The organism is Methanomassiliicoccales archaeon (assembly GCA_013415865.1).
GTDB lineage: Archaea > Thermoplasmatota > Thermoplasmata > Methanomassiliicoccales > UBA472 > MVRC01.
Genome location: CP058896.1, coordinates 602,965 through 624,983, shown reverse-complemented (window position 1 = coordinate 624,983; position 22,019 = coordinate 602,965). Strand labels below are relative to the sequence as shown.

The following is a 22,019-nucleotide window of genomic DNA, read 5'->3' as shown; positions in this document are numbered from 1 at the left end:
TGGCGGATAATCGGATAGGACCATCCCATCATAATATCAGGTCGGGCCATTTTTCCATGATCGCCGATAAGATGTTGACACATGGTCAGGCCGTCATCCGTTCCGTCGACCGAACGTCAACGAACTTGTTCTGACATCGTTTTAAATAAAATATCGCGATACCCAGCGCAACTTCAGGGAGAATGATTGATGGAGGAGGTCCTTCCACCCCAGGACGTCGGGCAGTTCAAGGATTACCACGAGGCATATCGGAATTTCAACTGGTCATTTCTGGAAGCCCATTTCGATTGGTCGAGGGGCGGGACCTACAACATCGCTCATGAGGCGGTGGACAGGCATGCCAATGGGCCGAGGAGGGACAAGACCGCACTTTGCTCTGTCAGATCCGACGGTACGATCGGGAAAATTACGTTTGGGGAACTGTCAAATTTATCCAGCAGGTTTGCTGACGGTCTAAGGAAGCTCGGGGTCTCACCGGGCGATAGGGTTTTCATATTCTTGGACAGAACGACCGAGCTGTTCATTTCATTGATAGGCACGATAAAGATGGGGGGGATAGCCGGTCCTTTATTCTCAGCGCTAGGCCCCGAGGCGGTCTTGGACAGGGCAAAGGACAGCAAGGCCTCGGTCTTCATCACCTCACCATATCTTTACAAAAGGATCGCCCCCATCATCAGACAGTTGGACGATGTGAGACATTTCATCGTCGTGGGCGGAGGCAAGGACCTCGGTGAAAGGGTGATACCTTTCGATGAGGTGATGGCCGTCGGGGACCCGACGTTCAAGTGCGCCAACATGAGGCCCACCGACCCTTATATCATCCACTATACCTCGGGTTCCACAGGCAAGCCCAAGGGTATATTGCTGCCTCACCGGGCGATGCTCCAGCAGGTCTGGGGGAGCATTTCAGTCGTCGATCTGCGCGAGGATGACGTCTATTGGTGCACCGCCGACCCTGGTTGGGTCACAGGGACCTCCATCGGGATCCTGGGGCCATGGTATCTCGGGACGACGATAATCTCCTACGAAGGAAGGTTCGATGCGAGGACCTGGTATTCCATCCTGGAAAAGATGAAAGTGACCGTCTGGTTCACCGCGCCGACCGCCCTGAGGATGCTCATGCGGTCGGGAGATGAACTGGTCAGGGAGTTCGACCTCTCAAAGTTGAGGCATGTCTGCTCGGCCGGTGAACCGCTGAACCCCGAGGTGGTACGTTGGGGGATGAACGTCCTTCAAAAGAGGATACATGATAACTGGTGGCAGACCGAGACCGGTGCCCCGTGCATCTCTAATTTCAGATGCATGAACATCAGGCCCGGCTCGATGGGCAGACCGGTCCCGGGCGTCGTCGCGGCCATCGTCGACGAGAACGGCAACGAGCTGCCCCCAAGGAAGGAAGGGTTCCTGGCCCTGAGGCCAGGCTGGCCCTCCATGATGGTAGGGATATGGGGGAACGTATCGAAGTATCGTGAGTATTTCTACGTCCCAGGATGGTACACCTCAGGCGACCAGGCATACATGGACGAAGACGGGTATTTCTGGTTCCTGGGACGGGTGGATGACGTCATCAAGACCTCTGGGGAAAGGCTCGGGCCGTTCGAGGTGGAATCGGCATTGATAGAGCATCCGGCCGTTGCGGAATCGGCGGTCATCGGGAAGCCAGATGAGCTGAGGGGAGAGATCGTCAAGGCCTTCATCGTGCTAAGGCCAGGAAAAGAACCTTCAGATGAGCTGAGGGCCGATATCACCAATTTTGTTAAGACGAGGCTGTCCTATTATGCCTATCCCCGTGAGATCGAGTTCGTCACCACCTTGCCAAAGACACGCTCTGGAAAGATCATGAGGCGGGTGCTCAAGGCAAAGGAGCTCGGGCACGACCTAGGAGATACATCGACGATGGAGGAATGACCCCCTAAGAGATCGCATCGACCGAGCATGTCCAACCCGTCGCAATATCGATTCTCATCTCGCAATCTTCTTGAATCTGTAGAGGGTTCATGCCCTATCCCGGTGCTCTGATGATCAACGTCCTCCTCATCGATGTCGACGAATCCTTGCAGCATCTGTGCAAGAAATATCTCGAGAGGTCCAGCGATCTCCATGTTGAGATGGTGCAGTCGGTACGCGACGGTGAGAAGCTGATCTCGAAGAAGAAGATAGACGTGATCGTCGCGGACGTCTACCTCCCCTGGATGAGCGGATTGGAATACCTGAAGAAGCTGAGGATGAGAAAAGACCCCATCCCGTTCATCCTTTTCTCTGGGCGCGTCGAGGAGGATGTGGTCATCGACGCTTTGAACTCCGGGGTGGATTACTTTATTTTGAAGGGCCCCAACCCCATCTCAAAACTAGGCGACCTTGAGCAGATGGTGAGGTCGGCCGTGCATGACCATTGGAGGGAGAAAGCGAACAGCCTCAAGACGACCGCCTTTGACAGGGCCGTCGTTGGGAATTTGATGATAGATGCACATGACAGGGTCCTTGAGGTAAACGAGGCAGCATTAGGGCTTTGGAAGGTGGAGGACCGCTCCAAGCTTGTGGGCAAGGAGATAAAAGACCTCTTGGAGCACGGCGACGTCATCGATGTCATAAAGGCGGGCATCGACATCCTAGGCCGGTGGGAAGGGGATTTCACCGCAAAGAGGACAGATGGGACGACCTTCACGGCATACGCGTATGTTACCAGCATAAAAGACGAGACAGGAAAGCTGTTCGGCCACCACGTCACGCTCATCGATGTGACGGAGAAGAGGGCGTGCGACGAGTCCCTTAAGAAAAGTCATGAGAATCTGAGGCTCATCGCCGAGAACTCCACAGATTGGATCTCGATGCTCGACCCGTTCGGAGGGATAACATATTCCTCGTCTGCGATCAAAGAGCTCACTGGTCACGCCCCTGATGATGTGGTGAGGATGGAGCTCTTCAAGCTTGTCCCACCTGAGGACGTTCCGGCGATCAAACAAGCGATGGGGGTGATGCTCGACACGGGTTCGGCCCCTCCTATCGAGTTCCGATTGAGGAGGAAGGACGGCTCCCTCGTAAACGTCGAGGCCAAAGGGAGGGTCGTGGATGTTGGCAATGGGCAAGGATTAAGGGTCCTGATGATCACGAGGGACGTCTCGTGTAGGCCGCGCCAAGAGCAACCGGCTGTGCCCGTCATCGGACCAATAAATGAAGAAAAGGTCATTCTCTCTGACATGAACGTCGTCACCAAGGTCGAGGACCTTGAAAGACTGATGGATGTGATGGGGCATCTGGAGCTGGTGAAGGAAAGGGCCAAGGACCCATGGTTGCTCGACAGGCTTGCCAAGATGGAGGAGCTCCTTGGCACCGTGATCGACAATGCGAACAGCGTCCTGGAGTTCCAGCAGATCGGCACCAAGGAGGCGGAATGGCAAAGCGTCCACGATCTCTTGAGGGACATCATCATCCGCATAGATCCTGACGATGTCCACGTTCAGGTGCTCGCGAAGAGATTGGAGGTGCTCGCGGACCCCATGCTCGACCGCGTCTTCTACAGTCTGATCGACAACACCATGAAGCACGGCGGAAAGGCGCATAAGATCTGGGTGGCGTACGAGATGGAGGGCAGCGCCGTGAAGATAATATTCGAGGACAATGGCGTCGGCATCCCAATGGATATGAAACCGAGATTATTCGAGAGGAGGTACGGAAAGCACGGCCTGCCCCTTGCACATGCCGTTCTGGCCGCGACAGGTATATCCATATGCGAGACGGGCACCCCTGGTAAAGGCGCGAGGTTCGAGATCACGGTCCCCAATGGGAAGTTCAGACTGCGGTAGCCGGGCCTTCCTGACCCAGGTCAGATCCACAGGGAATCCTTCCATGGACATTTTTAAAGATCTCAGGATAAGACAGATTTAACATTACCTTTCTAAGACACCACACTGGAGCAATATGACTATTGTCTCCAGATCCTTGGCCGTCTATGATCGAAGAAAAGTATGATGAAGGTCCTTCCGTCATTTTTTTCCCTTCAATTTATAACCGACCCCCTCGAACTCAGCGACCAGGACCCCCCCTGAGATGACATCAACCTTGTAGGTGGACGTCCTATCGTCCTCAGAGACCTTCCTGGCTATCGCGACCATGTCCTCCTTGGCCGGCCTTAGATACCGGATGCTCGCGGACATTGCCACCTCGGGATACTCGCCCAGATTTCCAATGAGCGCAAAGGCCTCGTCCGCCAGGGTGAAGATCGCCCCTCCATGTGCGATCTTGAAACCGTTGATGTTCCCTCTGATCGGCATCTCGACCCGCACCTCCTCCTTTGTGAGGAGGGTGACCCTCATGTCGAACCTCTTTGCATACTCACAGTTGTTGATTGCCTCGATCCGTTCTGAGACATCCATAGGCGGCTCCATGACGATCATCTCTTGACATCCGGCCCTCTATGAACGTTCTAAGGGCTCATGAGCCCTTCATCTTTGCGGACGCTCTCACTCGGAGAAGTAGGGCTGGTCCTTGCCATCCGTAAAGCGGTTCGCTAGAAGGAACGCGCGTAGCTTCTCGTGATATAGCCTAGGGCTGATTATATGCCCCGCCCCTTTGATGTTCTCCAGGATCGATCCCCTGATGCCCTGGGCGAGCTCATCGCTGTACTGGGGTGGGACCATTATGTCATCGGTCCCATGGAGAATGAGCGTCGGGGCCTTGATACGTTCGAGACTTGGGCCCCCATCGAACCCGTCCAGGGCCTTCTTCTGCCTTTCGAAACCGATGATGCTTTGTTCTGAGAACGAGACCTGGGCCTTATGACCAGCCTGCCTCTTTTCCCTCATCCTGAAAGAGGCCTCGGTCATACAGAAGGCCTGCATCATCATGAAGAGAGATTCGTAACTGGCGCCTTCGTGCACCATCTTTATCATAGTATCTATGGCATAGGAGGACCTCGCAGGCCTTCTTGTATATGTCGAGATAAGGGTCAGGGAACCGACCATCTCCGAATATCTTGATGCAAGGTCCTGGGCCACGTTGCCCCCCATTGACCATCCTACTACGTGGGCCTTCTTGATTCCCAGCCCCTCCAAGAGCCCAATGACATCGTCGGCCAGGTCCTCCATGGTGAAGTCCTCGTCGGGATATTCCGTCTGGCCGGACCCTCTTGCGTCGAAGGTGATCACTGTGAATTCCGAGGAAAGCAATGGTACAAGCCCCTTCCAGAAGCTCACATCCCCGCCAAGGCCGGTGATCAGCACCACCGGTTCCCCCTCCCCGTTGATATGGTAATGCAGCTTGACCCTTCCCAGGTCCATCTTCGGCATCTGCTCGGTCAAAGGATGTCGATATCCGACATATTGTTATCGGTGCTAATCCGCAATAACTCCGTTAACATCATTGATATATCGGCGGAGGAGCATCTGATTTCAGATGTGCGGCAATTTTGGCAAGAGCGGTCGATTCAACAGGCTGGCGCATACCTATTCGATCGTCGCGGTGGACAAGGAGCGAGGGGAGATGGGCGCCGCCGTGCAATCACATTGGTTCTCGGTCGGGACATCGGTCATCTGGGCAGAGCCGGGGGTGGGAGTGGTCGCCACCCAGGCGATGGTCAACATCTCCTATGGGCCGAACGGGCTGGCCCTCCTCAGGAGAGGTCTCCTGCCGCAGGAGGTGCTTGAGAGGCTCACCGCTGCGGATGGAGCCAGACACATGAGGCAACTGGCGATATTGTCCCCTGAAGGGGAGGTAGCAGCATGGACGGGCAGCGGCTGTATAGCCGAGGCCGGCCATCTTACCGGGGATGGGTTCTCCGTTCAGGCCAACATGATGCTGAGGAATACCGTCTGGAGCGCCATGGCCGATACATTCATTTCGACCGAAGGCCCGCTCGCGGAGAGGATGCTCGCAGCCCTCGAGGCCGCTGAGAAGGAGGGGGGCGACATAAGGGGGAGACAGTCCGCGGCCCTGGTGGTCGTCAGGACCGGTTCGACCGGAAGGGCGTGGGAGGACCGCATCATCGACCTCAGGGTGGACGACTCCCACCAGCCATTGGAAGAGCTAAGGAGGTTGCTCTCCGTCAAAAGGGCCTATGAGCATATGGACCAGGGCGACCTCGAGATGGAAAGAGGGGACATGGCAAAGGCCCTGTATCATTATTCATACGCAGAGGAGATGGTCCCTGACAATGAGGAGATGATGTTCTGGCACGCTGTGACCCTTGTCAACAACGGCCACTTGGACGACGCCTCCCACCTTTTCAGCATGGTGTTCGCAAAGAACGACAATTGGCGCGAGCTCCTGAGACGGCTCGTCCCAGCCGGTCTATTGAAAGTGACAAAGGGACAATTGGAAGGTCTCGTTAAGGTAAAGGACGCCCACTGCACGCTCAAATAGTCGGGCCATCAATCGTCATATGAAAAGATGAAAGAGGGCACCTTGGACCGGACCGACATTTCGCTGCTCCACATCCTCATGAGGGATTCCAGGGCATCTGAGCAGCAGATGTCCGAGGTCCTGAACATCACGCCCCGGGGGGTCTATCTCAGGACCGAGACCTTGGTCAGAGAGGGGGTTGTCAGGGCGATGACCGCAAAACCGAGCCTGGCATCCTTAGGGGCGAAGAGCGTCCTCATCTATGGCAGGAGCAGGCTCCGTTCGATGCAGCATGCCATGTCCATGTTGAGCGGCGAGGATTCCGTTGCATGGATAGCTCAATCGACCGGGGGGAGGTTCTATATCGCGATACATCTCAAAAAGGACGATGACATCGATCTTGCCGTCCAGAAGACCGCTGATAGGGCAATGATCGCAAGCCCTGTCGCGGCCATAAGAGAATTGTTCGACATCGCCGGTGAGTATAATTACAGCACATTGGACTGGCGCATAGTAAGCTCTATGAGCGAGGACCCCCGCAAGAGCATGGAGGAGGTGGCAGCGGAGATAGATGAGCCACTGAGAAGGGTGGTGGGAAGGTTCAACCGGATGCTTGAGAGGAACGCGCTCGACCTCTCGATAGAGTTCGACCCTAACGCTATCTCCAACCCATTGTGCTTGTTCCACATGGAATGCTTCAATAAGGACAGGATCGTAGATACCGTCCAGGAATTAATGAGACGCCACGCTCCCAGCATCTTGTTCTTCAACACCTATTCCAACATGCCACATATGATGACGAGCCTGGCGGTCCTACAGGACCTCGAGGAGCTGAGGTCGGTCATGAGGTCGTTCGAGGAGACCGAATGCTTCGATCATATCGATGCGAGCCTCATCATCAGGTCGGCCACGATGGGGACCTGGCGGGACAAGATGGTCGCGATCAAGGGCCGGCCGAGGGCACTGCCACAATGACCTTCAAGCATCTGGCCACAGTCTTGCAGACTCCTCCCTCAGCTTGTATTTCATGATCTTCCCGCTCGCCGTCATCGGGTATGAGTCCACGAACCTGATGTATTTGGGGATCTTGTACCAAGCTATCTTGCCGCGGCAATGGTCCTGGATGTCCGCCTCGGTCAGCTTCGACCCTGCCTTCAGGATGATGAATGCCCCTGGCTGCTCACCGTATTTCTTGCTGGGGACGCCGACGACCTGAACATCCTGGACGCCTTCGATGTGATGTATGAAGTCCTCGACCTCCTTGGGGTAGATGTTCTCCCCTCCCCTGATTATCATGTCCTTCAAGCGGCCGGTGACCGAGAAATATCCGTCCTTGTCCCTCATCCCGATGTCCCCAGAATGGAGCCATCCGTCCTTGTCTATGGCCTTTGCCGTCTCCTCGGGCATCTTGTAGTACCCCTTCATCACGTTATATCCGCGACAGCAGAGCTCCCCATGCTCGTAATCTTCACAGAACCTTCCCGTCTCGGGGTCGATCACCGCGACCTCGACCCCCGGCAAGGCCTTGCCCACAGTAGAGCACTTTTTATTGATGTCAGGTTCATCGTATCTTGTCTGTGTCATGCCTGGAGAGGACTCAGTAAGTCCATAGACGATGGTGACCTCCCTCATGTTCATCCTCTCCACGCACTCCTTCATGGATTTCACTGGGCAGGGCGCGCCGGCCATGATCCCGGTCCTCAGCGAGGAGAAGTCGAACTTGTCGAAGAGCTTGTGCTCAAGTATGGCGATGAACATCGTCGGCACACCGTAGAGCGCCGTGCATCTCTCCCTCTCGACCGACATCATCACATTGACCGGGTCGTACTTCTCCAATATCACCATGGTCGAGCCATGGTTCAGGCATGCCATCACCCCGAGCACACATCCGAAACAATGGAAGAGAGGAACGGGAAGGCATACCCTGTCCTTTGATGTGAAGTTCTGGTTGACGCCGATCCAATAGCCGTTATTAGCAATGTTGTAGTGCGTCAGCATCACCCCTTTGGGGAAACCGGTCGTGCCTGATGTATACTGCATGTTCACGACATCATGGCAGCTCAATGACGCCTGTCTTTCCTTGTATTCGTCATCGGAGGTCTGGACGCTCATTGCCACGACCTCATTCCAGGAATACATCCCCCTGTGCTTCTCTGGCCCTAGGAAGAAGACCCTTTTCAAAAACGGGAACCTGGCTGACCGGAAGGAGTCCCGTGGCTGCTCCTTGAGCTCAGGGACCAGCTGATAGATGGTGTTGACATAATCGGTGTCACGGAAGCCGTCGATCAGGAATATGTTCTCACAATCCGACTGCCTGAGAAGATATTCTATCTCGGCCACCTTGTAGTTGATATTGATCGTGAGGAGCACCGCACCTATCCTGGCAGTGGCGAACTGGAGGGTCACCCAATGTGGAACGTTCGTGGCCCATATCGCGACCTTCTCACCTTTCTTTATGCCAAGGGCCATCAGCCCCTTCGCGACCTTGTCGACCATATCGGAGAACTCTCTCCAGGTCTGTCGGTAGTCCCGGTCGGCGTAGACCACCGCATCGTTGTCGGGGAACCTTGCGACGGTCTCGTCAAGGAGCTGTCCTATGGTGGCCTCCCTTGTGATCTCCTTCCTAGGCATGGTCCACACCTCAGATCGGCATGTAGATGACGGCGTAGATCTCCGCCTTTTTGTCACCGGCCGCGCCCAGATGGTGTGGTACGATCGAGTTGTAATGCATTGTGTCCCCCGGCCTGAGGAGGAATTTCTCTTTGCCATAGATCAGCTCCACCTCCCCGGAGACGACGACGATGAACTCCTCGCCCTCATGGGACGAGAGCCTTTTTTCCCTGCACGGTTCGACAATTATGAAGAAAGGCTCCATGTGCCTGTCCGGCTTCCCTTTGGCAAGGGGGAAATAATGATAGTGCTCCGAGGTCTTACCATTGTGGGAGGACGTCTCTTCCCTTCTCTCATCCAGTCTCACGATCAAGGGGTCTTCCATGACCTGGTCGTCCATAAAGGTCCCTAGCCTTTGTCCAAGTGCCCTTGCGAGCCTCACCATGACGCCGATCGGAGGGTAGGTTTTTCCCTCCTCGATCCTCCCTATGAGCGAGGAATCGACACCCGCGTTCTTTGCCAGCTCTTCGATGCTCAGGCCTAATCTCTCCCTATAGTTCTTGATCCTCGCCCCGATAAGTTCAGAAGAAGACATTGCTCTCCGCTCTCCCTGCCAAATGCCCAGAAACTGCCTAGCCAGTATGTGCCACGCCAACCAATGGCAATCTCATGGACCTAATCATTAATCGATTTAAGAAACTTACCAATAAGAATAGAAAGGCCGCTCCCCTTGGGCCATTGCGCCATCAGGAGAGGTTAGTCGCGGTCCACGCCTTGGCCGCCTCGTAGACCTTCCGGTTCTTCTCGATCAACGATGGCTTGGCCGAAAAGCTGTTGTCCAGTGCAGAGAGGATGTGCTCCTCCTCGATGGAGTGCAGGCCTAATGCCGTGAGCGCGCCGAGGAACGCGGTGTTCTGGGCCTTAGGGACGCCATTGTCTGCCGCGATCTTTGCTGCTGGGAAGGAATAGACCTTGACCCCTGAGGGGACCGCGTCAGGTACCGAGAGGCCCGACTCGTGCAAAAGGACCCCACCTTCCTTCATGGTAGGAAGGAACCTATCCAATGCTGGCTGGCTCATCACCACGAGCACGTCCGGGCTGTCCACGGTGGGAGAGCCGACCTCGGTGCCGCTGATCACCACCGAGCATGAGGCATATCCGCCACGTTGCTCCGGACCGTAGCTGGGGAACCACGATACATATCGTCCTGAGCGGCCCGCGGCCTCCGCTATCACAAGCCCCAGGCTCAGGATCCCCTGTCCCCCGAATCCAGAGAACTTAAGTGACTTTTCCTTGAAGGACTGGTCGGGTCTCTGGTCCATGCCCTCCTCCGAGGGACCGATGAGCTCAGCTATGCTCTTCCTTGGCACCTTCATGCGCTCTGGGGCAGGCATCTCGCTCCTGTCACGGAAGCACTTGAGAGGGAAGACCTTCTCCATCTCTTCCGTGACGAACTCGGCGGACCTGAGCGCATCCATGCGCCAGTTCGTCGGGCATGGGGACAGTATCTCGACGAACGCATAGCCCTTGCCATCTCTCTGGACCTCCAGCGCCTTGCGTATCGCCTTCCTGGCCTGCATGATCCTCTTTGTGTCGGCAACGGACACCCTTTCTATGTAGACCGGGGCCTCAAGCTGGTCCAGCACCTCGCAGACCTTGAGAGGGTATCCTGCGGCCACAACATCCCTTCCGAACGGGGTCGTGGTCGTCCTCTGGCCAGGTAGGGTCGTGGGGGCCATCTGTCCCCCCGTCATCGCATATATCGAGTTGTTGACGAAGAAACATGCGAAATGCTCTCCCCTGCTCGCCGCCTGGAACGCGTTGTTGAACCCTATGGCCCCAAGGTCGCCGTCCCCCTGATAGGCGATGACCACCTTTCCTGGTAAAGAACGGGATATGCCCGTGGCCACCGCAGATGCCCTGCCATGCGGTCCGGCCACATTCCCGCAGTCGAAATAATAATAGCAGAAGGCCGCGCAGCCGACAGGGCTCACGAACACCGTCCTGTCCGCCAACCCCAGGTCCGCGATCGCCTCGCCAATCAGCTTATGGATGATACCGTGCCCGCAGCCGGGACAGAATGTCGTCGTCCTTGTCCCTGGCTCCTTCCTTTCAAAATGCTCGTAAAGACCGGTCTGCCTTTTAATCATCTGCGACCACCCCCCACCATCCTCTCCACCGCATTGACGACATCTTCGACCTTCATGAGGTTCCCGCCCATGCGATTGATCAATCGCACATCGCATTCAATGGACCTGTCCAGGTGCAAGAGCACGTCGTCCCTGAACTGTCCATTGCTGAGCTCGACCACCATCACTCTGCCGCATTTTGCGGCCTCATTCAGCTGCCTTGCCGGGAAAGGGAACAGGGTCCTTGGGCGGAAAAGTCCCGCCCGTATGCCCCGGCCCCTCAGGGCATCGACCGCCGACCTGGCGATCCTGGCGCTGATGCCATATCCGGCCAATATGATCTCCGCATCGCCGGTCATGTACATCTCGGCGTCGGAATCCTCTCCCATCGAGGCGTACTTTGACTGCAACATCCGATTGTGCTTCTCCATGAGGTCGACATCCAGATAGATCGAGGTTATGAGGTTCCTCCTGGTCATCGCATCCCCTTGCACCGCCCAGCCGGAGGTATCCGGTCTTGTCATCTCTTTATCCGGGACCTTCAAGAATTCCATCATCTGGCCTAGGACGGCATCGGCCAGTACGACCGCAGGGTTCCTGTATTTGAAGGCAAGCTCGAAGGCCCTCATCGTCAGGTCGCACATCTCCTGTACCGAAGCTGGGGCCAGGACTATAGTGCGATAATTCCCATGCCCACCTCCCTTGACCGCCTGATTGTAATCGCCCTGCTCTGGACCGATATTGCCCAGTCCAGGTCCCACCCTCATGACGTTGACTATGACCGCGGGCAGCTGTGCACCCGCCAGATATGATATCCCTTCTTGCATGAGGCTGATGCCTGGGCCTGAGGACGCGGTCATCGTCATCTTGCCTGTGGATGCCGCCCCGAACATCATGTTGATCGCCCCCGTTTCGCATTCGGCCTGTAGATATTCCCTGCCCAATTGTGGGAACCATTCTGCCGCTGCATGTGCGATGTCACTGGCCGGAGTGATCGGGTATCCGAAGTACATCTCACACCCCGCATAGACGGCCCCGATCGCGACCGCCTCGTTGCCTTTCACGAACTTCCTCATGCCTGACCCTCCTTGTCGGCCTTATGTACCTCTATCGCATAAGGCTCAGGGCAGTTGTAGAAGCAGATAAGGCATCCTGTGCACCCCTCGCCGGCATATTCGGCGGTGACGAAGCCCTTCCTGTTGATCTTCCCAGATGACCTCAGGACCTTCTTGGGGCAGGCAGCTATGCACCGCCCACATCCCTTGCACTCGTCCTCGATTATGACCGGATATGGCATCTTCGATCCCATTTTCATCGACCGCGTCTGTCCTGCGAGAATATGAAAACGATACTTAACGTTTCACAAAACCATGAAAATAGGTGAGAAGGACGCATAGTAATCATAGATCCAAATCAAGCATGACCAACAGTCTTCCATATGATCACGACGAAGTCTTATATTACCAGGCATTTGCCGATCAAAATTGGACCGTTCTCCATCAACCCCCATGAAAACGATTTATACGGTCTCAGGCCCTGCATGGTACGATGGGGCTCAGGACCGACCTTTCGTTGAGGATAGTCAAACGCTCGTTCGACAAGAGGTTCACTTTGGCCAGGCTGACCAAGGTGCCGATGGTAGGGTCCATTATGGAGATGTTGTTCTTCGAGGACGATGACATCATCATCCTCCCAAAGGACGACGTCTTCATGAAGGCAAGGTCAAGGTCCATATCGATGGACATCGAGGTCGAGAGGAAGGACATCGTGGTCCCATCGGCGATCATCGACCATTTCATCGAAAGGTCAAGGTACATCTTCAAGATGGACAAATGCGTCTGTCGCGACTCCAACAATTGCAGGAACTATCCAAAGGAGCTGGGGTGCATATTCCTGGGTAAAGGGACGACGAGGATCCCAAAGCATCTTGGCAAGATGATAACCGCTGAGGAGGCAAAGGAGCACATGAGAAGGTGTAGGGAGGCCGGTCTGGTCCACCTGATCGGAAGGGACAAGATCGACAGTGTGGTCTTTGCCACCGGGCCGAAGGAGGACCTCCTTTCAATATGCTCCTGTTGCCATTGCTGTTGCCTGTGGAAGATGGTGCCCGACCTCTCCAATAAGATCGGCTCGACGTTGACCAAGATGCCAGGCATAGAGATAGTAGCTGATGCTCAAAGATGCACTGGATGTTCCAGATGCGTAAATGAAAAGATCTGTTATGTCAATGCGATCAGCATCGTCGATGGCAAAGTGCGGATCGACGACGGTCTCTGCAAAGGATGCGGTCGATGCGTGGAGTTCTGTAGGTCAAGGGCGATAGAGCTGAGGGTGGTGGACGATTCGTACATCGAAAGGTCGATACGAAGGATAGAGCCATTGGTGGACGTTGTCAAGGAGTGAAATTCTGAGGGCTCTATCGGCCCCTCCTGAGGAAGGGTGCAAATTATATCTATCGCCAAGATGCAATCATTCAATGGCGTTGGTGCATGTTGGTCCGAAGGATAAGGTCCGAGGGCATATCCCACAATTCGTATTTCGTGGGCGATGGGAACGAGGCTGCCGTCATCGATCCAAGGAGGGACATAGAGGAATACCTGGACATCGCCTCAGCGAACGAGATGACGATAAGATACGTCCTGGAGACCCATAGGAACGAGGACCTCGTCAGCGGTTCTACTGAGATAGCATCGGCGACCGGGGCGAAGGTCCTCCACGGTGGGCAGACACCGTTCAGATATGGCCATGAGGTCCATGATGGCCAGAGGATAGAGATAGGCAGGTCCGTGATCGTTGCCTTGCATACACCGGGCCATACCCCTGAGAGCTTCTCATACGTGCTCTATGACCTGCGGTCCCCGTCATATCCCTTGATGGTGTTCTGTGGTGATACGATATTCCCTGGTGATGTTGGTAGGACCGACTTCTTCGGTCCCAACGTGAGGGGAAGGATGGCCGCGGACCTGTTCGATAGCATAACGAGGAAACTGTTGCCTCTAGGTGCAGGCACCATCCTTTTACCGGCCCATGGTCCGGGATCTTTATGCGGTGCCAACATCGAGGAACGGGAGGAGACGACCATAGGGACAGAGATGGCCCTGAACCGGATGTTGAAGATGTCCAGAGAGGACTTCATATCCTGGAAGATAAAGGAGGAACTGGAGATATCGCCGATATTCGCAAGGATGGAGGCGGTGAACCTCGAAGGGGCAAGACCTATGGGAAGGATCGCACCTCCGCACGCACTTCTCCCCAAAGAGGTGAAGCACTTGATCGTCAAAGGGGCGATGGTCCTTGATACGAGAAAACCGCACCACTTCGCCGCCGCCCACGTCCCAGGGGCGATCAATCTTGGCGTTGATTTCATACCCGTCTACGCGCCCTATGTGCTTCCGGCCGACCGACCGCTCGTTCTTGTAACAGATTGTCCGGCTCAGACAAGCATCTTACAGAGACATCTCTTGAGGATCGGGTACGACAACATCGTTGGGGTACTGAAGGGAAGCATGGAGCTTTGGCTCAAAGGAGGGAATGAGACATCAAGGTTGGAACCTTTGTCCGCGAAAGGCCTCAGCTCGATGCTCTCAAAGAAAGAAGATGTGGTCCTGATCGATGTCAGGGATATGAAGGAGATAACATCCGGGACAGTGCCTGGTGCAAAAATGATCCATCTCGGGATGTTGCAGTCCAAGATAGGCGAGCTTCCTAAGAACAAGCCCATCGTCACTTTTTGCGGGTCTGGTTTCCGAGGTAGTTGCGCGGCAAGCATCCTCCTGAGGAACGGGTTCTCCAAGGTGATGAACCTGAGCGGAGGGTTCGAGGCATGGACATCCTCAGGTTTCCAGATGGGGAAATGAATCAGGATTTGATGAACTTCATATAATGTATCCCATCCAGACGCTCGAGCTTGTCCAGGACCTTGTTCATCTGGACGGCGTCCCCTCCTACGATGAGGAGGTTCATGCATCGGTTAGCACCGATGTGATTGTGGATATGGGTCCTTATCATGTCCTGGTGACTGTGATATATCTCATCTATTTGCTCCGAAGAGCCCTTCTCGGTGACCACCACCAGCACGCCGTCCACATGTCCGACCATCTTCTTCCTCTCGTTCCTTTCCGCAACCAACATCCTTAGAGCTGTCCGTACGGCTTCTGACCTGCCAGAGAAGCCAAGCTCCTTTTGTATTATGTCGAGGTCCTTGAGGTTCCTTTCATTCAGGGAAACGCTTATTATTGTCATTTAAACAGCCAGATTAGAATATTAATAATAAATATATGAATTATTGCGTCATTTTTAATAGAAATAATTATAATTAGTAATAATATTCTAAAAAGCCTTGGAGCTTGCGATGGACCGAGGGAGGTTGTTCACGATCTTCATTGCGTCGATGGTAATACTATCGGCGACAGGTCTCCTTTTATTCGTTGATTACGGCGAGATCAAGGACGATGAACGGTTGAATGTGGTGGCCACGTTCTATCCGCTTTACTTCTTCGCCAGCGAGATCGGCGGCACAAGGGCCGATGTAAGGATGTTGATACCGGACAATGTTGAGCCACACTCATGGGGCCCTAGTGCCTCGGACCTCATCAGGGTCAGCAGGGCGGACGTCTTTGTATATAACGGAGGAGGTTTCGAGCCCTGGGTCGACGAATTCATAGATCAGCTCAAAGAAGGTGTGCTGATAGTCGATACAAGTTCTGGGATGGAGGAGGCGCTGTTCGGAAACGGCACGGCGCCGGAACTAGACCCTCACTTCTGGCTCGACCCCCTTGCAGCGGTGGTCCAGGCCCGGAACATCGCCGATGCCATGTGCCTGTCAGACCCTGCCAACAGCACCTACTACAGTTCGAACTGCGACGTTCTTGTGGAAAAGCTGCGCAAGCTCGATGAGGACTTCAGAAAGGGGCTTGAGAACAGGACTAAGAACGACATAATAACCACGCACGAGGGCTTCGACTATATGGCCCTCAGATATGGGTTCAAAGCGCATGGGGCGATCGGCATATCTGGCGATGAGAGGCCCAGTGCAAAGGACCTCAAGAAGCTCTCTGACCTTGTCAAGGAGCTCGGGCTCAATTATGTCTTCTCTGAGCCCGTATTCGATGATGCGATAATGCGACAGGTCTCCGAAGAGACAGGGGCCGATATGCTGGTCCTTGACGGCATCCACGGAAGGAGCGGACCTCATGCCGGGATGAACTATTTTGAGATAATGTATGAGAACTTGGAAAACCTAAGGAAGGGACTGGAGGTGACAGCATGACCGCTCAAATGGAGAAGGTCCTCGAAGTTAAGGACGTAAATGTCAGGTACGGGAGCCTTAGGGTGCTCGAGGGGGTCTCGTTCGAAGTGCTCAAGGGCGATGTCGTTGGGGTCGTAGGGCCTAACGGCGGTGGGAAGACCACCCTTGTCAATGCGGTCCTCGGCATCCTTCCGATCGAATCTGGGACCATCCGGCTTTTTGGAGAGGACATCAGGACGTTCACTCAGTTCCATCGTATAGGATATGTCGCACAGAACGCGATCCAGTTCGATCCGATATTTCCGGCCACCGTCGAGGAGATCGTTTCATTGGGGTGCATATCCAAGGGCAGGCTTGGGAGGAGGCTCCGAAAGGAGGACAAGGACAACATAAGACATGCGCTAGAGCTGGTCGACCTCTATGACCTGCGGAAGCGCAAGATAGGTCAGCTGTCCGGGGGACAGAAACAGAGAATATTCCTTGCAAAGGCATTGGTCAAACGCCCGGACCTTCTCATACTCGATGAGGCCACCGTCGGTCTGGACATATGCATCGAGGACCGGTTCATAGACATGGTCCGGAGGATGAAGGAGGAAAGGGATGTGACGGTCATCACGGTGTCCCATGACCTATCCGGTGTCATGTGCCAGGCCAATAAGCTCGCCGTCGTCAACAGAAAGATCTATTTCCAAGAGATAAGGGGAGGGGAGGACCCGACCAAGGCGTTGAGGCAGGCATATGGCGAGCACTTCACATTCCTGTTCCACCACGATCATAGCACATGCGGCATCAGCCCTATCGACCTGGCCGAGGAGGAGATGAAATGAACGGCCTGGAGCTCATTCAGGATATGTTCAGTTACACCTTTGTGCAGAATGGTCTCATCGGGGGTGTGGCGGCCGCGGTGACATGTGCCGCATTGGGTGTCTTCATCGTTCTGAAGAGGGCCTCATTGATCGGAGAGGGCGTCGCACATCTCTCCTTTGGGGGGATCGCCATCGGCCTGTTCGCCGGTCTCTATCCTCTCTATACAGCACTAGCCCTTTCTATCGTCGGGACCTTGGCAATATCCTATCTGCATAAAAAAAGGATCGTATACTCTGAGACGGCGATAGGGATCCTCTTCTCGTTCGGGCTGGCGGTCGGTGCCGTCCTTGCAAAGATGGCGGGAGGGTTCAGCGTCGACCTTTTCCAATACCTTTTCGGGGACATCCTGACGATCTCACATCAGGATATGCTCCTGATGGTGGTCTTGACCTTCGTCGTCATGTCGTTCGTGGCCGCACTTTACAAGGAACTTATGCTTTTGACGTTCGATGAGCAAGGGAGCAGGCTTTCCGGCGTCCCGGTGGGCGCCCTCGACCTCGTCTTCAACATAATGGTCGCGTTGGCCGTGGTCGTTTCAATAAAGATCGTGGGATCTCTCCTGGTATCATCATTGATCATATTGCCGGCGGCGACAGCGCTCCAGCTGTCAAGGTCATTCCGTTCTACAATGGTGATGGCCTTGGGCCTGAGCGTGGTCTCTGTCGTATCAGGGCTTTTCATGTCCTTTTTTTACGACATTGCTACAGGAGGGGCGATAGTTTTGACAAGCACGGCCTTCTTCGTCGCATCGATGGCGATAAAGAAGGTGGCAACAAAGGAAAAGCCGATCACGACCGTCCCCTGCGGGAAATGAAATGTTTATGAACCTCCCAGGGGATACTCTTACCCGCCTTCAAGGCTAAATATTTTAAATGAAAATAAATATCATATTTATGCAATATTGTTTCAAATTATAATTATTTAGTGTAAAAGTGTTCTATCTTAACACCTATTTATACGCCTATGTGAAACAACGTTCCATATCAACCTACTAAAAAAGAGATAAGGATTATATATTAACAATCGCGTTTGAGTGGATGGGGATTCATAATGGGCTATGAAGACATGTTTCCACCAGCAGACATGAAGTGGGCGGCGAACGCCGCCAAGAGGTTTGCAAGCCCCTTTGTCGATGTGCCGCACGACAGGATCGACGTTGACCCGATCATCCTGTCCCATGCCGCCGTGGCATGCGGATACACGATAAGGGACTTCTATGAGAAGCCTGAATTGGGAATACACTGTGTTGGGTACATATCCCAGCTGTACGACCTGTTGCCTGTGACGCACTGGTTCTTCTCTTTGCCGTGGGTCACCGAGCTCGGCATCAAGCTGGAGTACAAGGACACCCTGCCACCGATCTCGACCGGCCCGATAATATCGGACCCCTCCGAGGTGGACAAGATCCGCGTTCCTGACAAGAAGGAGCTTGAGGGAGCATGGACCCTGCCGATGTTCAAGAGGATCTATGGTTATGTCCAGAAGAACCTCGGACACACCTTGGTCCCGATATCCTACGGTTTCGACCTGGTCGGGGCCGCCGCCGAGCTCTGCGGTGTTGAGAACTTCATCATGTGGACCTTCACCGAGGAGGAGCAGGCGAAAAAGCTGGTACGCAAGTACACCGAGACCGCAGTGAACGGCGCTGAGGGTCTGGCGGACACCTACGGAATGGCGATGTTGATCGTCGGGTCCGTTCTGGCCAACAACGACATATTCTCGGACGAGGCCGTCAAGACATACTCTGCGGACAACATGAAGTACTATGTCGACCAGTGCTTCAGGCGCGGAGCAGGTCCGCAGGTGTTCTATCACCTATGCGGTAACCACGAGACCGACTACAAGGTGTTCAAGGACACCCTGATGTGGAGCCCGTTCACCGTCATACACGCCGGTTACATGGGCCGCAACCCGTTCCCGTCCGCCACCTTGAAGGCGGAGTTCCAGGACAGGGCGACCTGCATGGGATCAGTGGACACCAAGCTGATGATCAACCCGAACCCGAAGATGGTCTATGAGCAGGCGAAGGAGCAGCTGCTCGCCGGGCGCGACGCGAAGAGAGGTTACATCCTCGGAACATCCTGCGAGACCCCGCCGTTCACCATCCCAGGGAACATGTATGCTCTGGTAAAGGCCGCTAGGGACTTCGGTACGTACGGAACATGGTGAGGTGAAAAAAATGGAAGTCGTAATTTCTGACGCGGTCAAGGAACTGATCGGGAAGAGGGGGATGAAGGTCGCCGATGTCGAGGACGTGGTGAAGAACGGAAAGGCCATCCAGAAGAAGGGCACGAACCACTACCTCGCGCAGAAGAAGATCGGGGACGTCACCGCATATGTCGAGTACGAGCTTGAGAGCGGGATCCTGAAGAAGAAGGCGAACGTCAAGACCGCCTATTCCCACAGGGTGAAGCTGGTCAAGGTCGACCACCTCGAGGGAGAGAGCGATTGGGTCTATGGGAGCACCCCCATGCACTACGCCACCCTCCAGATGGAGTACATGACCGTCGTCCGTTCCGGACCTGGCCTCGCATCTCCTGACGGCTCCCTCCTCATGGCCGAGGAGTATCTCGCGACAAAGACCCTCGCAGCGGCCGAGGGCCTGTTCGAGAAGAAGAGGGCATAAACTCAAAAAGGCCGCGCAAGCGGCCTATCAAAATCATTTTTTATTCTTCTGAACATCCCATCATCGTCAATATTTGCATATTGATAGGATGACCATCAGCAAAGCTTGATTATTCGCGAGGTGATTCTGGGTCAGCTTTTGGTGAGCCGATGATAGAGAAGATAGGAGAGACCCGCAGCCTTTGCCCTCAATGCCTCAAGACCATTCCTGCTCACAAGATAGCAGAGAACGATGCGATCTATCTCGAGAAGGAATGCCCCGAGCACGGCAGGTTCCGTACGATCATTTGGAGGGGGGTGCAGGACTACAAGGACCTGACACGGTATGCATGCGTGACCAACAGGCCTACAAAGGTCGCGGTGCAAGAAAAGGAGCGGTGTCCAGAGGTTTGTGGGCTCTGTCCCGACCACACGCAGAACACATGTCTCGTGGTAATGGAGATAACGAACTCCTGCAACCTCAAGTGCCCGATCTGTTTCGCATCTGCGAACGAGAAATACAAGTTCCACCCCTCGCTGGATGAGATCAAGAAGATGTATCAGACGATGTTGGAATATGTGAACCACCCTATCTGCGTACAGATATCTGGCGGGGAACCGACGATAAGGGACGACCTTCCGGACATCGTCAGGCTGGGCAAGAGCATGGGCATAGACCATATAGAGGTCAACACCAACGGGGTGAGGTTCGGTCAGGACCTCGAGTTCCTGAAAAAGGTGAAGGAGGCAGGGGTCGACTCGCTCTATTTCTCATTCGACGGACTTACACCAGAGGTCTACCTTGCGACATGTGGGAAGGACCTGCTTCAGGCGAAGCTCGACGCCATCTCTAACTGTGCCAAGGTCGGCATGGGAGTGACATTGGTGTGCGTGGTCTCCCCGAACATCAACCTGGACCAGGTGGGCGATGTCATAAACTTCGCCAAGAAGAACGTGCCTACGGTGAAGGGGGTGCATTTCCAGCCCATTGCCTATTTCGGCAGGTATCCCATTGTCCCGAGGGACCTGGACAGGGTGACCATCCCGGACCTCTTGGTGGCCATAGAGAAGCAGACCAAGGGGGAGCTGAGGGCCGACAACTTCATCCCCACCTCATGCAGCAACGTGCATTGTGATGCAAAATCGATGTCAGTGATACTTGAGGACGGCTCAATGTTCCCCCTGACCTCGAGGGCCCTTGGCCCACCAAGGGAGACGAGCGCCATCGCCACAAAGACCAGGAAGGAGATCTCGGACCTCTGGCGCTTCATCGAGGAATCTCTAAATCTGGACGAGGATACGAACAAGGAGAACTCCTGGGGGTCTTTCATCGAAAGGGCCAAGACCATGTACCTGACCGTCTCGACGATGGCTTTCCAGGACGCATGGAACGTTGAGACGGAGAGGCTCTGCAACTGTTGCATCCACACAGTGACCCCGGATGGCAAGCTGATACCTTTCTGCCTCTTCAACATAAACGGGGCCGATGGGAGGACGCTCTATCGTCATGAGATGTGGTCGAAGTTCGCGAAGAAGGAGTGAGCTGTTGCCCGAGCGCCAAGGCACCGGAGATCCACAGCACGACTGCCCTGAGTGTGACACGCGGACGGCACCTGTCGCTCCATTGGTGCTCATCGCGGTGGGCGGTCTCCTTTTGTTCTTCTCGCTCTTCTTCGGCCTGGTCGGGGCCATTGCAGAGGATGGTTTCCTGATACTTGCGGCGGTGGTGCTCATCGTTGCCACCGTGATGCTGGCCGTCGGCATCGTCATGTACAAGAAGGACAGCGAGAGACGGCACCGGCTGAGACAAATGAGGATGATGAGGGCCCGATGCCAATATTGCGGTACCCAGAACAGGTCTGGTGCCAGACGCTGCGATTCCTGCGGTGCTCCCTTGAAATGAACCGTCTCAGCGGTTCTTTTCCTTACCGACCGACCTTCTATAGTTGGCCACGATATCGTTCATGTATCTGGACACGAACTGCTCCTGCTCTTTCGTCTGAACATTGAACTCCTGCAATGGGAATTCCTGGTCGCAATGGACACAGCGCGCGAAGCGACAGCTGGTGGTGGACTTAGGACAGCCGACGCAGGCGATCGCCCTCGACTGGAAAAGGCTGAACTCCTTGCCGCACCTTGGACACTTCAGGCGCTTGGTCGTCTTCATGAGCTGTGGGGTAACCCCAGCGCGTCTCATCTCTGGTGTCAGCGGCATATCAAAGCTC

At 54.8% G+C, this 22,019-nt stretch carries 22 protein-coding genes; 13 read left to right on the top strand and 9 right to left on the bottom strand.

What is annotated here, in order from left to right:
- The first annotated feature begins 189 nt into the window (after positions 1-189).
- Both acsA and HPY73_03070 read left to right on the top strand, forming a co-directional pair.
- A complete protein-coding gene (gene acsA / locus HPY73_03075) occupies positions 190-1,908 on the top strand; it encodes an acetate--CoA ligase (GenBank protein ID QLH75630.1) in 1,719 nt (572 codons plus the stop codon).
- Positions 1,909-2,018: 110 nt separating this feature from the next.
- The gene (locus HPY73_03070) at positions 2,019-3,803 is read left to right on the top strand and encodes a PAS domain S-box protein (protein QLH74532.1); all 1,785 of its coding nucleotides are present in this window, start codon (positions 2,019-2,021) and stop codon (positions 3,801-3,803) included.
- Between the two features lie 180 nt (positions 3,804-3,983).
- Here HPY73_03070 and HPY73_03065 read toward each other — a convergent pair whose 3' ends face one another.
- On the bottom strand, positions 3,984-4,385 hold the full coding sequence (locus HPY73_03065) for a hotdog fold thioesterase (GenBank protein ID QLH74531.1): 402 nt from the start codon (positions 4,383-4,385) through the stop codon (positions 3,984-3,986).
- Between the two features lie 75 nt (positions 4,386-4,460).
- On the bottom strand, positions 4,461-5,297 hold the full coding sequence (locus HPY73_03060) for an alpha/beta fold hydrolase (protein ID QLH74530.1): 837 nt from the start codon (positions 5,295-5,297) through the stop codon (positions 4,461-4,463).
- Between the two features lie 94 nt (positions 5,298-5,391).
- Between HPY73_03060 and HPY73_03055 the strand changes: the two genes are divergently transcribed.
- Both HPY73_03055 and HPY73_03050 read left to right on the top strand, forming a co-directional pair.
- On the top strand, positions 5,392-6,357 hold the full coding sequence (locus HPY73_03055) for a DUF1028 domain-containing protein (protein QLH74529.1): 966 nt from the start codon (positions 5,392-5,394) through the stop codon (positions 6,355-6,357).
- A 27-nt stretch (positions 6,358-6,384) separates the two neighbouring features.
- Positions 6,385-7,311 (top strand): winged helix-turn-helix transcriptional regulator, encoded by a 927-nt coding sequence (locus HPY73_03050; GenBank protein ID QLH74528.1) that lies wholly within the window; start codon positions 6,385-6,387, stop codon positions 7,309-7,311.
- Between the two features lie 3 nt (positions 7,312-7,314).
- Here HPY73_03050 and HPY73_03045 read toward each other — a convergent pair whose 3' ends face one another.
- From HPY73_03045 to HPY73_03025, 5 genes are all read right to left on the bottom strand, one after another.
- Positions 7,315-8,967, bottom strand: a complete 1,653-nt coding sequence (locus HPY73_03045; protein QLH74527.1) for an AMP-binding protein — start codon at positions 8,965-8,967, stop codon at positions 7,315-7,317.
- A 10-nt stretch (positions 8,968-8,977) separates the two neighbouring features.
- Positions 8,978-9,541, bottom strand: coding sequence for a helix-turn-helix transcriptional regulator (locus HPY73_03040; GenBank protein QLH74526.1), 564 nt, complete (start codon positions 9,539-9,541; stop codon positions 8,978-8,980).
- Between the two features lie 151 nt (positions 9,542-9,692).
- The gene (locus tag HPY73_03035; GenBank protein QLH74525.1) at positions 9,693-11,096 is read right to left on the bottom strand and encodes a 2-oxoacid:acceptor oxidoreductase family protein; all 1,404 of its coding nucleotides are present in this window, start codon (positions 11,094-11,096) and stop codon (positions 9,693-9,695) included.
- Entirely contained in the window at positions 11,093-12,151 is a 1,059-nt protein-coding gene (vorB, locus tag HPY73_03030) for a 3-methyl-2-oxobutanoate dehydrogenase subunit VorB (protein QLH74524.1), read from the bottom strand. The genes HPY73_03035 and vorB overlap by 4 nt, the downstream gene beginning before the upstream one ends.
- Positions 12,148-12,390 carry a ferredoxin family protein gene (locus tag HPY73_03025; GenBank protein ID QLH74523.1) on the bottom strand — a complete coding sequence of 81 codons (243 nt, stop codon included), beginning with the start codon at positions 12,388-12,390 and terminating at the stop codon, positions 12,148-12,150. The genes vorB and HPY73_03025 overlap by 4 nt, the downstream gene beginning before the upstream one ends.
- A gap of 233 nt (positions 12,391-12,623) precedes the next feature.
- On the opposite strand from HPY73_03025, the gene HPY73_03020 reads away from it, so the two are divergent.
- Positions 12,624-13,478 carry a 4Fe-4S binding protein gene (locus HPY73_03020; GenBank protein QLH74522.1) on the top strand — a complete coding sequence of 285 codons (855 nt, stop codon included), beginning with the start codon at positions 12,624-12,626 and terminating at the stop codon, positions 13,476-13,478.
- A gap of 86 nt (positions 13,479-13,564) precedes the next feature.
- Complete coding sequence (locus tag HPY73_03015) at positions 13,565-14,932, top strand: MBL fold metallo-hydrolase (protein ID QLH74521.1); 1,368 nt, start codon at positions 13,565-13,567, stop codon at positions 14,930-14,932.
- A gap of 1 nt (position 14,933) precedes the next feature.
- Here the strand turns inward: HPY73_03015 and HPY73_03010 are convergent, their stop codons facing one another.
- Complete coding sequence (locus tag HPY73_03010; GenBank protein QLH74520.1) at positions 14,934-15,317, bottom strand: CopG family ribbon-helix-helix protein; 384 nt, start codon at positions 15,315-15,317, stop codon at positions 14,934-14,936.
- 109 nt (positions 15,318-15,426) lie between these two features.
- Between HPY73_03010 and HPY73_03005 the strand changes: the two genes are divergently transcribed.
- The 7 genes from HPY73_03005 (at position 15,427) to HPY73_02975 (ending at position 21,697) form a co-directional block, all read left to right on the top strand.
- On the top strand, positions 15,427-16,344 hold the full coding sequence (locus HPY73_03005; GenBank protein ID QLH74519.1) for a zinc ABC transporter substrate-binding protein: 918 nt from the start codon (positions 15,427-15,429) through the stop codon (positions 16,342-16,344).
- Positions 16,341-17,150 carry a metal ABC transporter ATP-binding protein gene (locus HPY73_03000; GenBank protein ID QLH74518.1) on the top strand — a complete coding sequence of 270 codons (810 nt, stop codon included), beginning with the start codon at positions 16,341-16,343 and terminating at the stop codon, positions 17,148-17,150. Before HPY73_03005 ends, HPY73_03000 begins: the two co-directional genes overlap by 4 nt.
- On the top strand, positions 17,147-18,004 hold the full coding sequence (locus HPY73_02995; protein QLH74517.1) for a metal ABC transporter permease: 858 nt from the start codon (positions 17,147-17,149) through the stop codon (positions 18,002-18,004). The genes HPY73_03000 and HPY73_02995 overlap by 4 nt, the downstream gene beginning before the upstream one ends.
- Positions 18,005-18,357: 353 nt before the next feature.
- Complete coding sequence (locus HPY73_02990; GenBank protein ID QLH75629.1) at positions 18,358-19,359, top strand: hypothetical protein; 1,002 nt, start codon at positions 18,358-18,360, stop codon at positions 19,357-19,359.
- A 10-nt stretch (positions 19,360-19,369) separates the two neighbouring features.
- Entirely contained in the window at positions 19,370-19,816 is a 447-nt protein-coding gene (locus tag HPY73_02985) for a hypothetical protein (protein QLH74516.1), read from the top strand.
- A 149-nt stretch (positions 19,817-19,965) separates the two neighbouring features.
- Entirely contained in the window at positions 19,966-21,336 is a 1,371-nt protein-coding gene (locus HPY73_02980; protein QLH74515.1) for a radical SAM protein, read from the top strand.
- A gap of 4 nt (positions 21,337-21,340) precedes the next feature.
- Positions 21,341-21,697 carry a zinc ribbon domain-containing protein gene (locus tag HPY73_02975; protein ID QLH74514.1) on the top strand — a complete coding sequence of 119 codons (357 nt, stop codon included), beginning with the start codon at positions 21,341-21,343 and terminating at the stop codon, positions 21,695-21,697.
- 6 nt (positions 21,698-21,703) lie between these two features.
- Here the strand turns inward: HPY73_02975 and HPY73_02970 are convergent, their stop codons facing one another.
- The gene (locus HPY73_02970; protein ID QLH74513.1) at positions 21,704-22,009 is read right to left on the bottom strand and encodes a hypothetical protein; all 306 of its coding nucleotides are present in this window, start codon (positions 22,007-22,009) and stop codon (positions 21,704-21,706) included.
- Positions 22,010-22,019: the final 10 nt, after the last annotated feature.

Excerpts from the sequence above, each read along its gene's own strand:
- HPY73_03055 (QLH74529.1), top strand. The coding sequence starts at position 5,392 with ATGTGCGGCAATTTTGGCAAGAGCGGTCGATTCAACAGGCTGGCGCAT.
- HPY73_03025 (QLH74523.1), bottom strand. The coding sequence starts at position 12,390 with ATGAAAATGGGATCGAAGATGCCATATCCGGTCATAATCGAGGACGAG.
- HPY73_03005 (QLH74519.1), top strand. The coding sequence starts at position 15,427 with ATGGACCGAGGGAGGTTGTTCACGATCTTCATTGCGTCGATGGTAATA.
- acsA (QLH75630.1), top strand. The coding sequence starts at position 190 with ATGGAGGAGGTCCTTCCACCCCAGGACGTCGGGCAGTTCAAGGATTAC.
- HPY73_03040 (QLH74526.1), bottom strand. The coding sequence starts at position 9,541 with ATGTCTTCTTCTGAACTTATCGGGGCGAGGATCAAGAACTATAGGGAG.
- HPY73_02970 (QLH74513.1), bottom strand. The coding sequence starts at position 22,009 with ATGCCGCTGACACCAGAGATGAGACGCGCTGGGGTTACCCCACAGCTC.
- HPY73_03020 (QLH74522.1), top strand. The coding sequence starts at position 12,624 with ATGGGGCTCAGGACCGACCTTTCGTTGAGGATAGTCAAACGCTCGTTC.
- HPY73_03035 (QLH74525.1), bottom strand. The coding sequence starts at position 11,096 with ATGATTAAAAGGCAGACCGGTCTTTACGAGCATTTTGAAAGGAAGGAG.
- HPY73_03015 (QLH74521.1), top strand. The coding sequence starts at position 13,565 with ATGTTGGTCCGAAGGATAAGGTCCGAGGGCATATCCCACAATTCGTAT.
- HPY73_02995 (QLH74517.1), top strand. The coding sequence starts at position 17,147 with ATGAACGGCCTGGAGCTCATTCAGGATATGTTCAGTTACACCTTTGTG.
- HPY73_02980 (QLH74515.1), top strand. The coding sequence starts at position 19,966 with ATGATAGAGAAGATAGGAGAGACCCGCAGCCTTTGCCCTCAATGCCTC.
- vorB (QLH74524.1), bottom strand. The coding sequence starts at position 12,151 with ATGAGGAAGTTCGTGAAAGGCAACGAGGCGGTCGCGATCGGGGCCGTC.
- HPY73_03010 (QLH74520.1), bottom strand. The coding sequence starts at position 15,317 with ATGACAATAATAAGCGTTTCCCTGAATGAAAGGAACCTCAAGGACCTC.
- HPY73_03050 (QLH74528.1), top strand. The coding sequence starts at position 6,385 with ATGAAAGAGGGCACCTTGGACCGGACCGACATTTCGCTGCTCCACATC.
- HPY73_03000 (QLH74518.1), top strand. The coding sequence starts at position 16,341 with ATGACCGCTCAAATGGAGAAGGTCCTCGAAGTTAAGGACGTAAATGTC.
- HPY73_03070 (QLH74532.1), top strand. The coding sequence starts at position 2,019 with ATGATCAACGTCCTCCTCATCGATGTCGACGAATCCTTGCAGCATCTG.
- HPY73_03065 (QLH74531.1), bottom strand. The coding sequence starts at position 4,385 with ATGGAGCCGCCTATGGATGTCTCAGAACGGATCGAGGCAATCAACAAC.
- HPY73_02985 (QLH74516.1), top strand. The coding sequence starts at position 19,370 with ATGGAAGTCGTAATTTCTGACGCGGTCAAGGAACTGATCGGGAAGAGG.
- HPY73_03045 (QLH74527.1), bottom strand. The coding sequence starts at position 8,967 with ATGCCTAGGAAGGAGATCACAAGGGAGGCCACCATAGGACAGCTCCTT.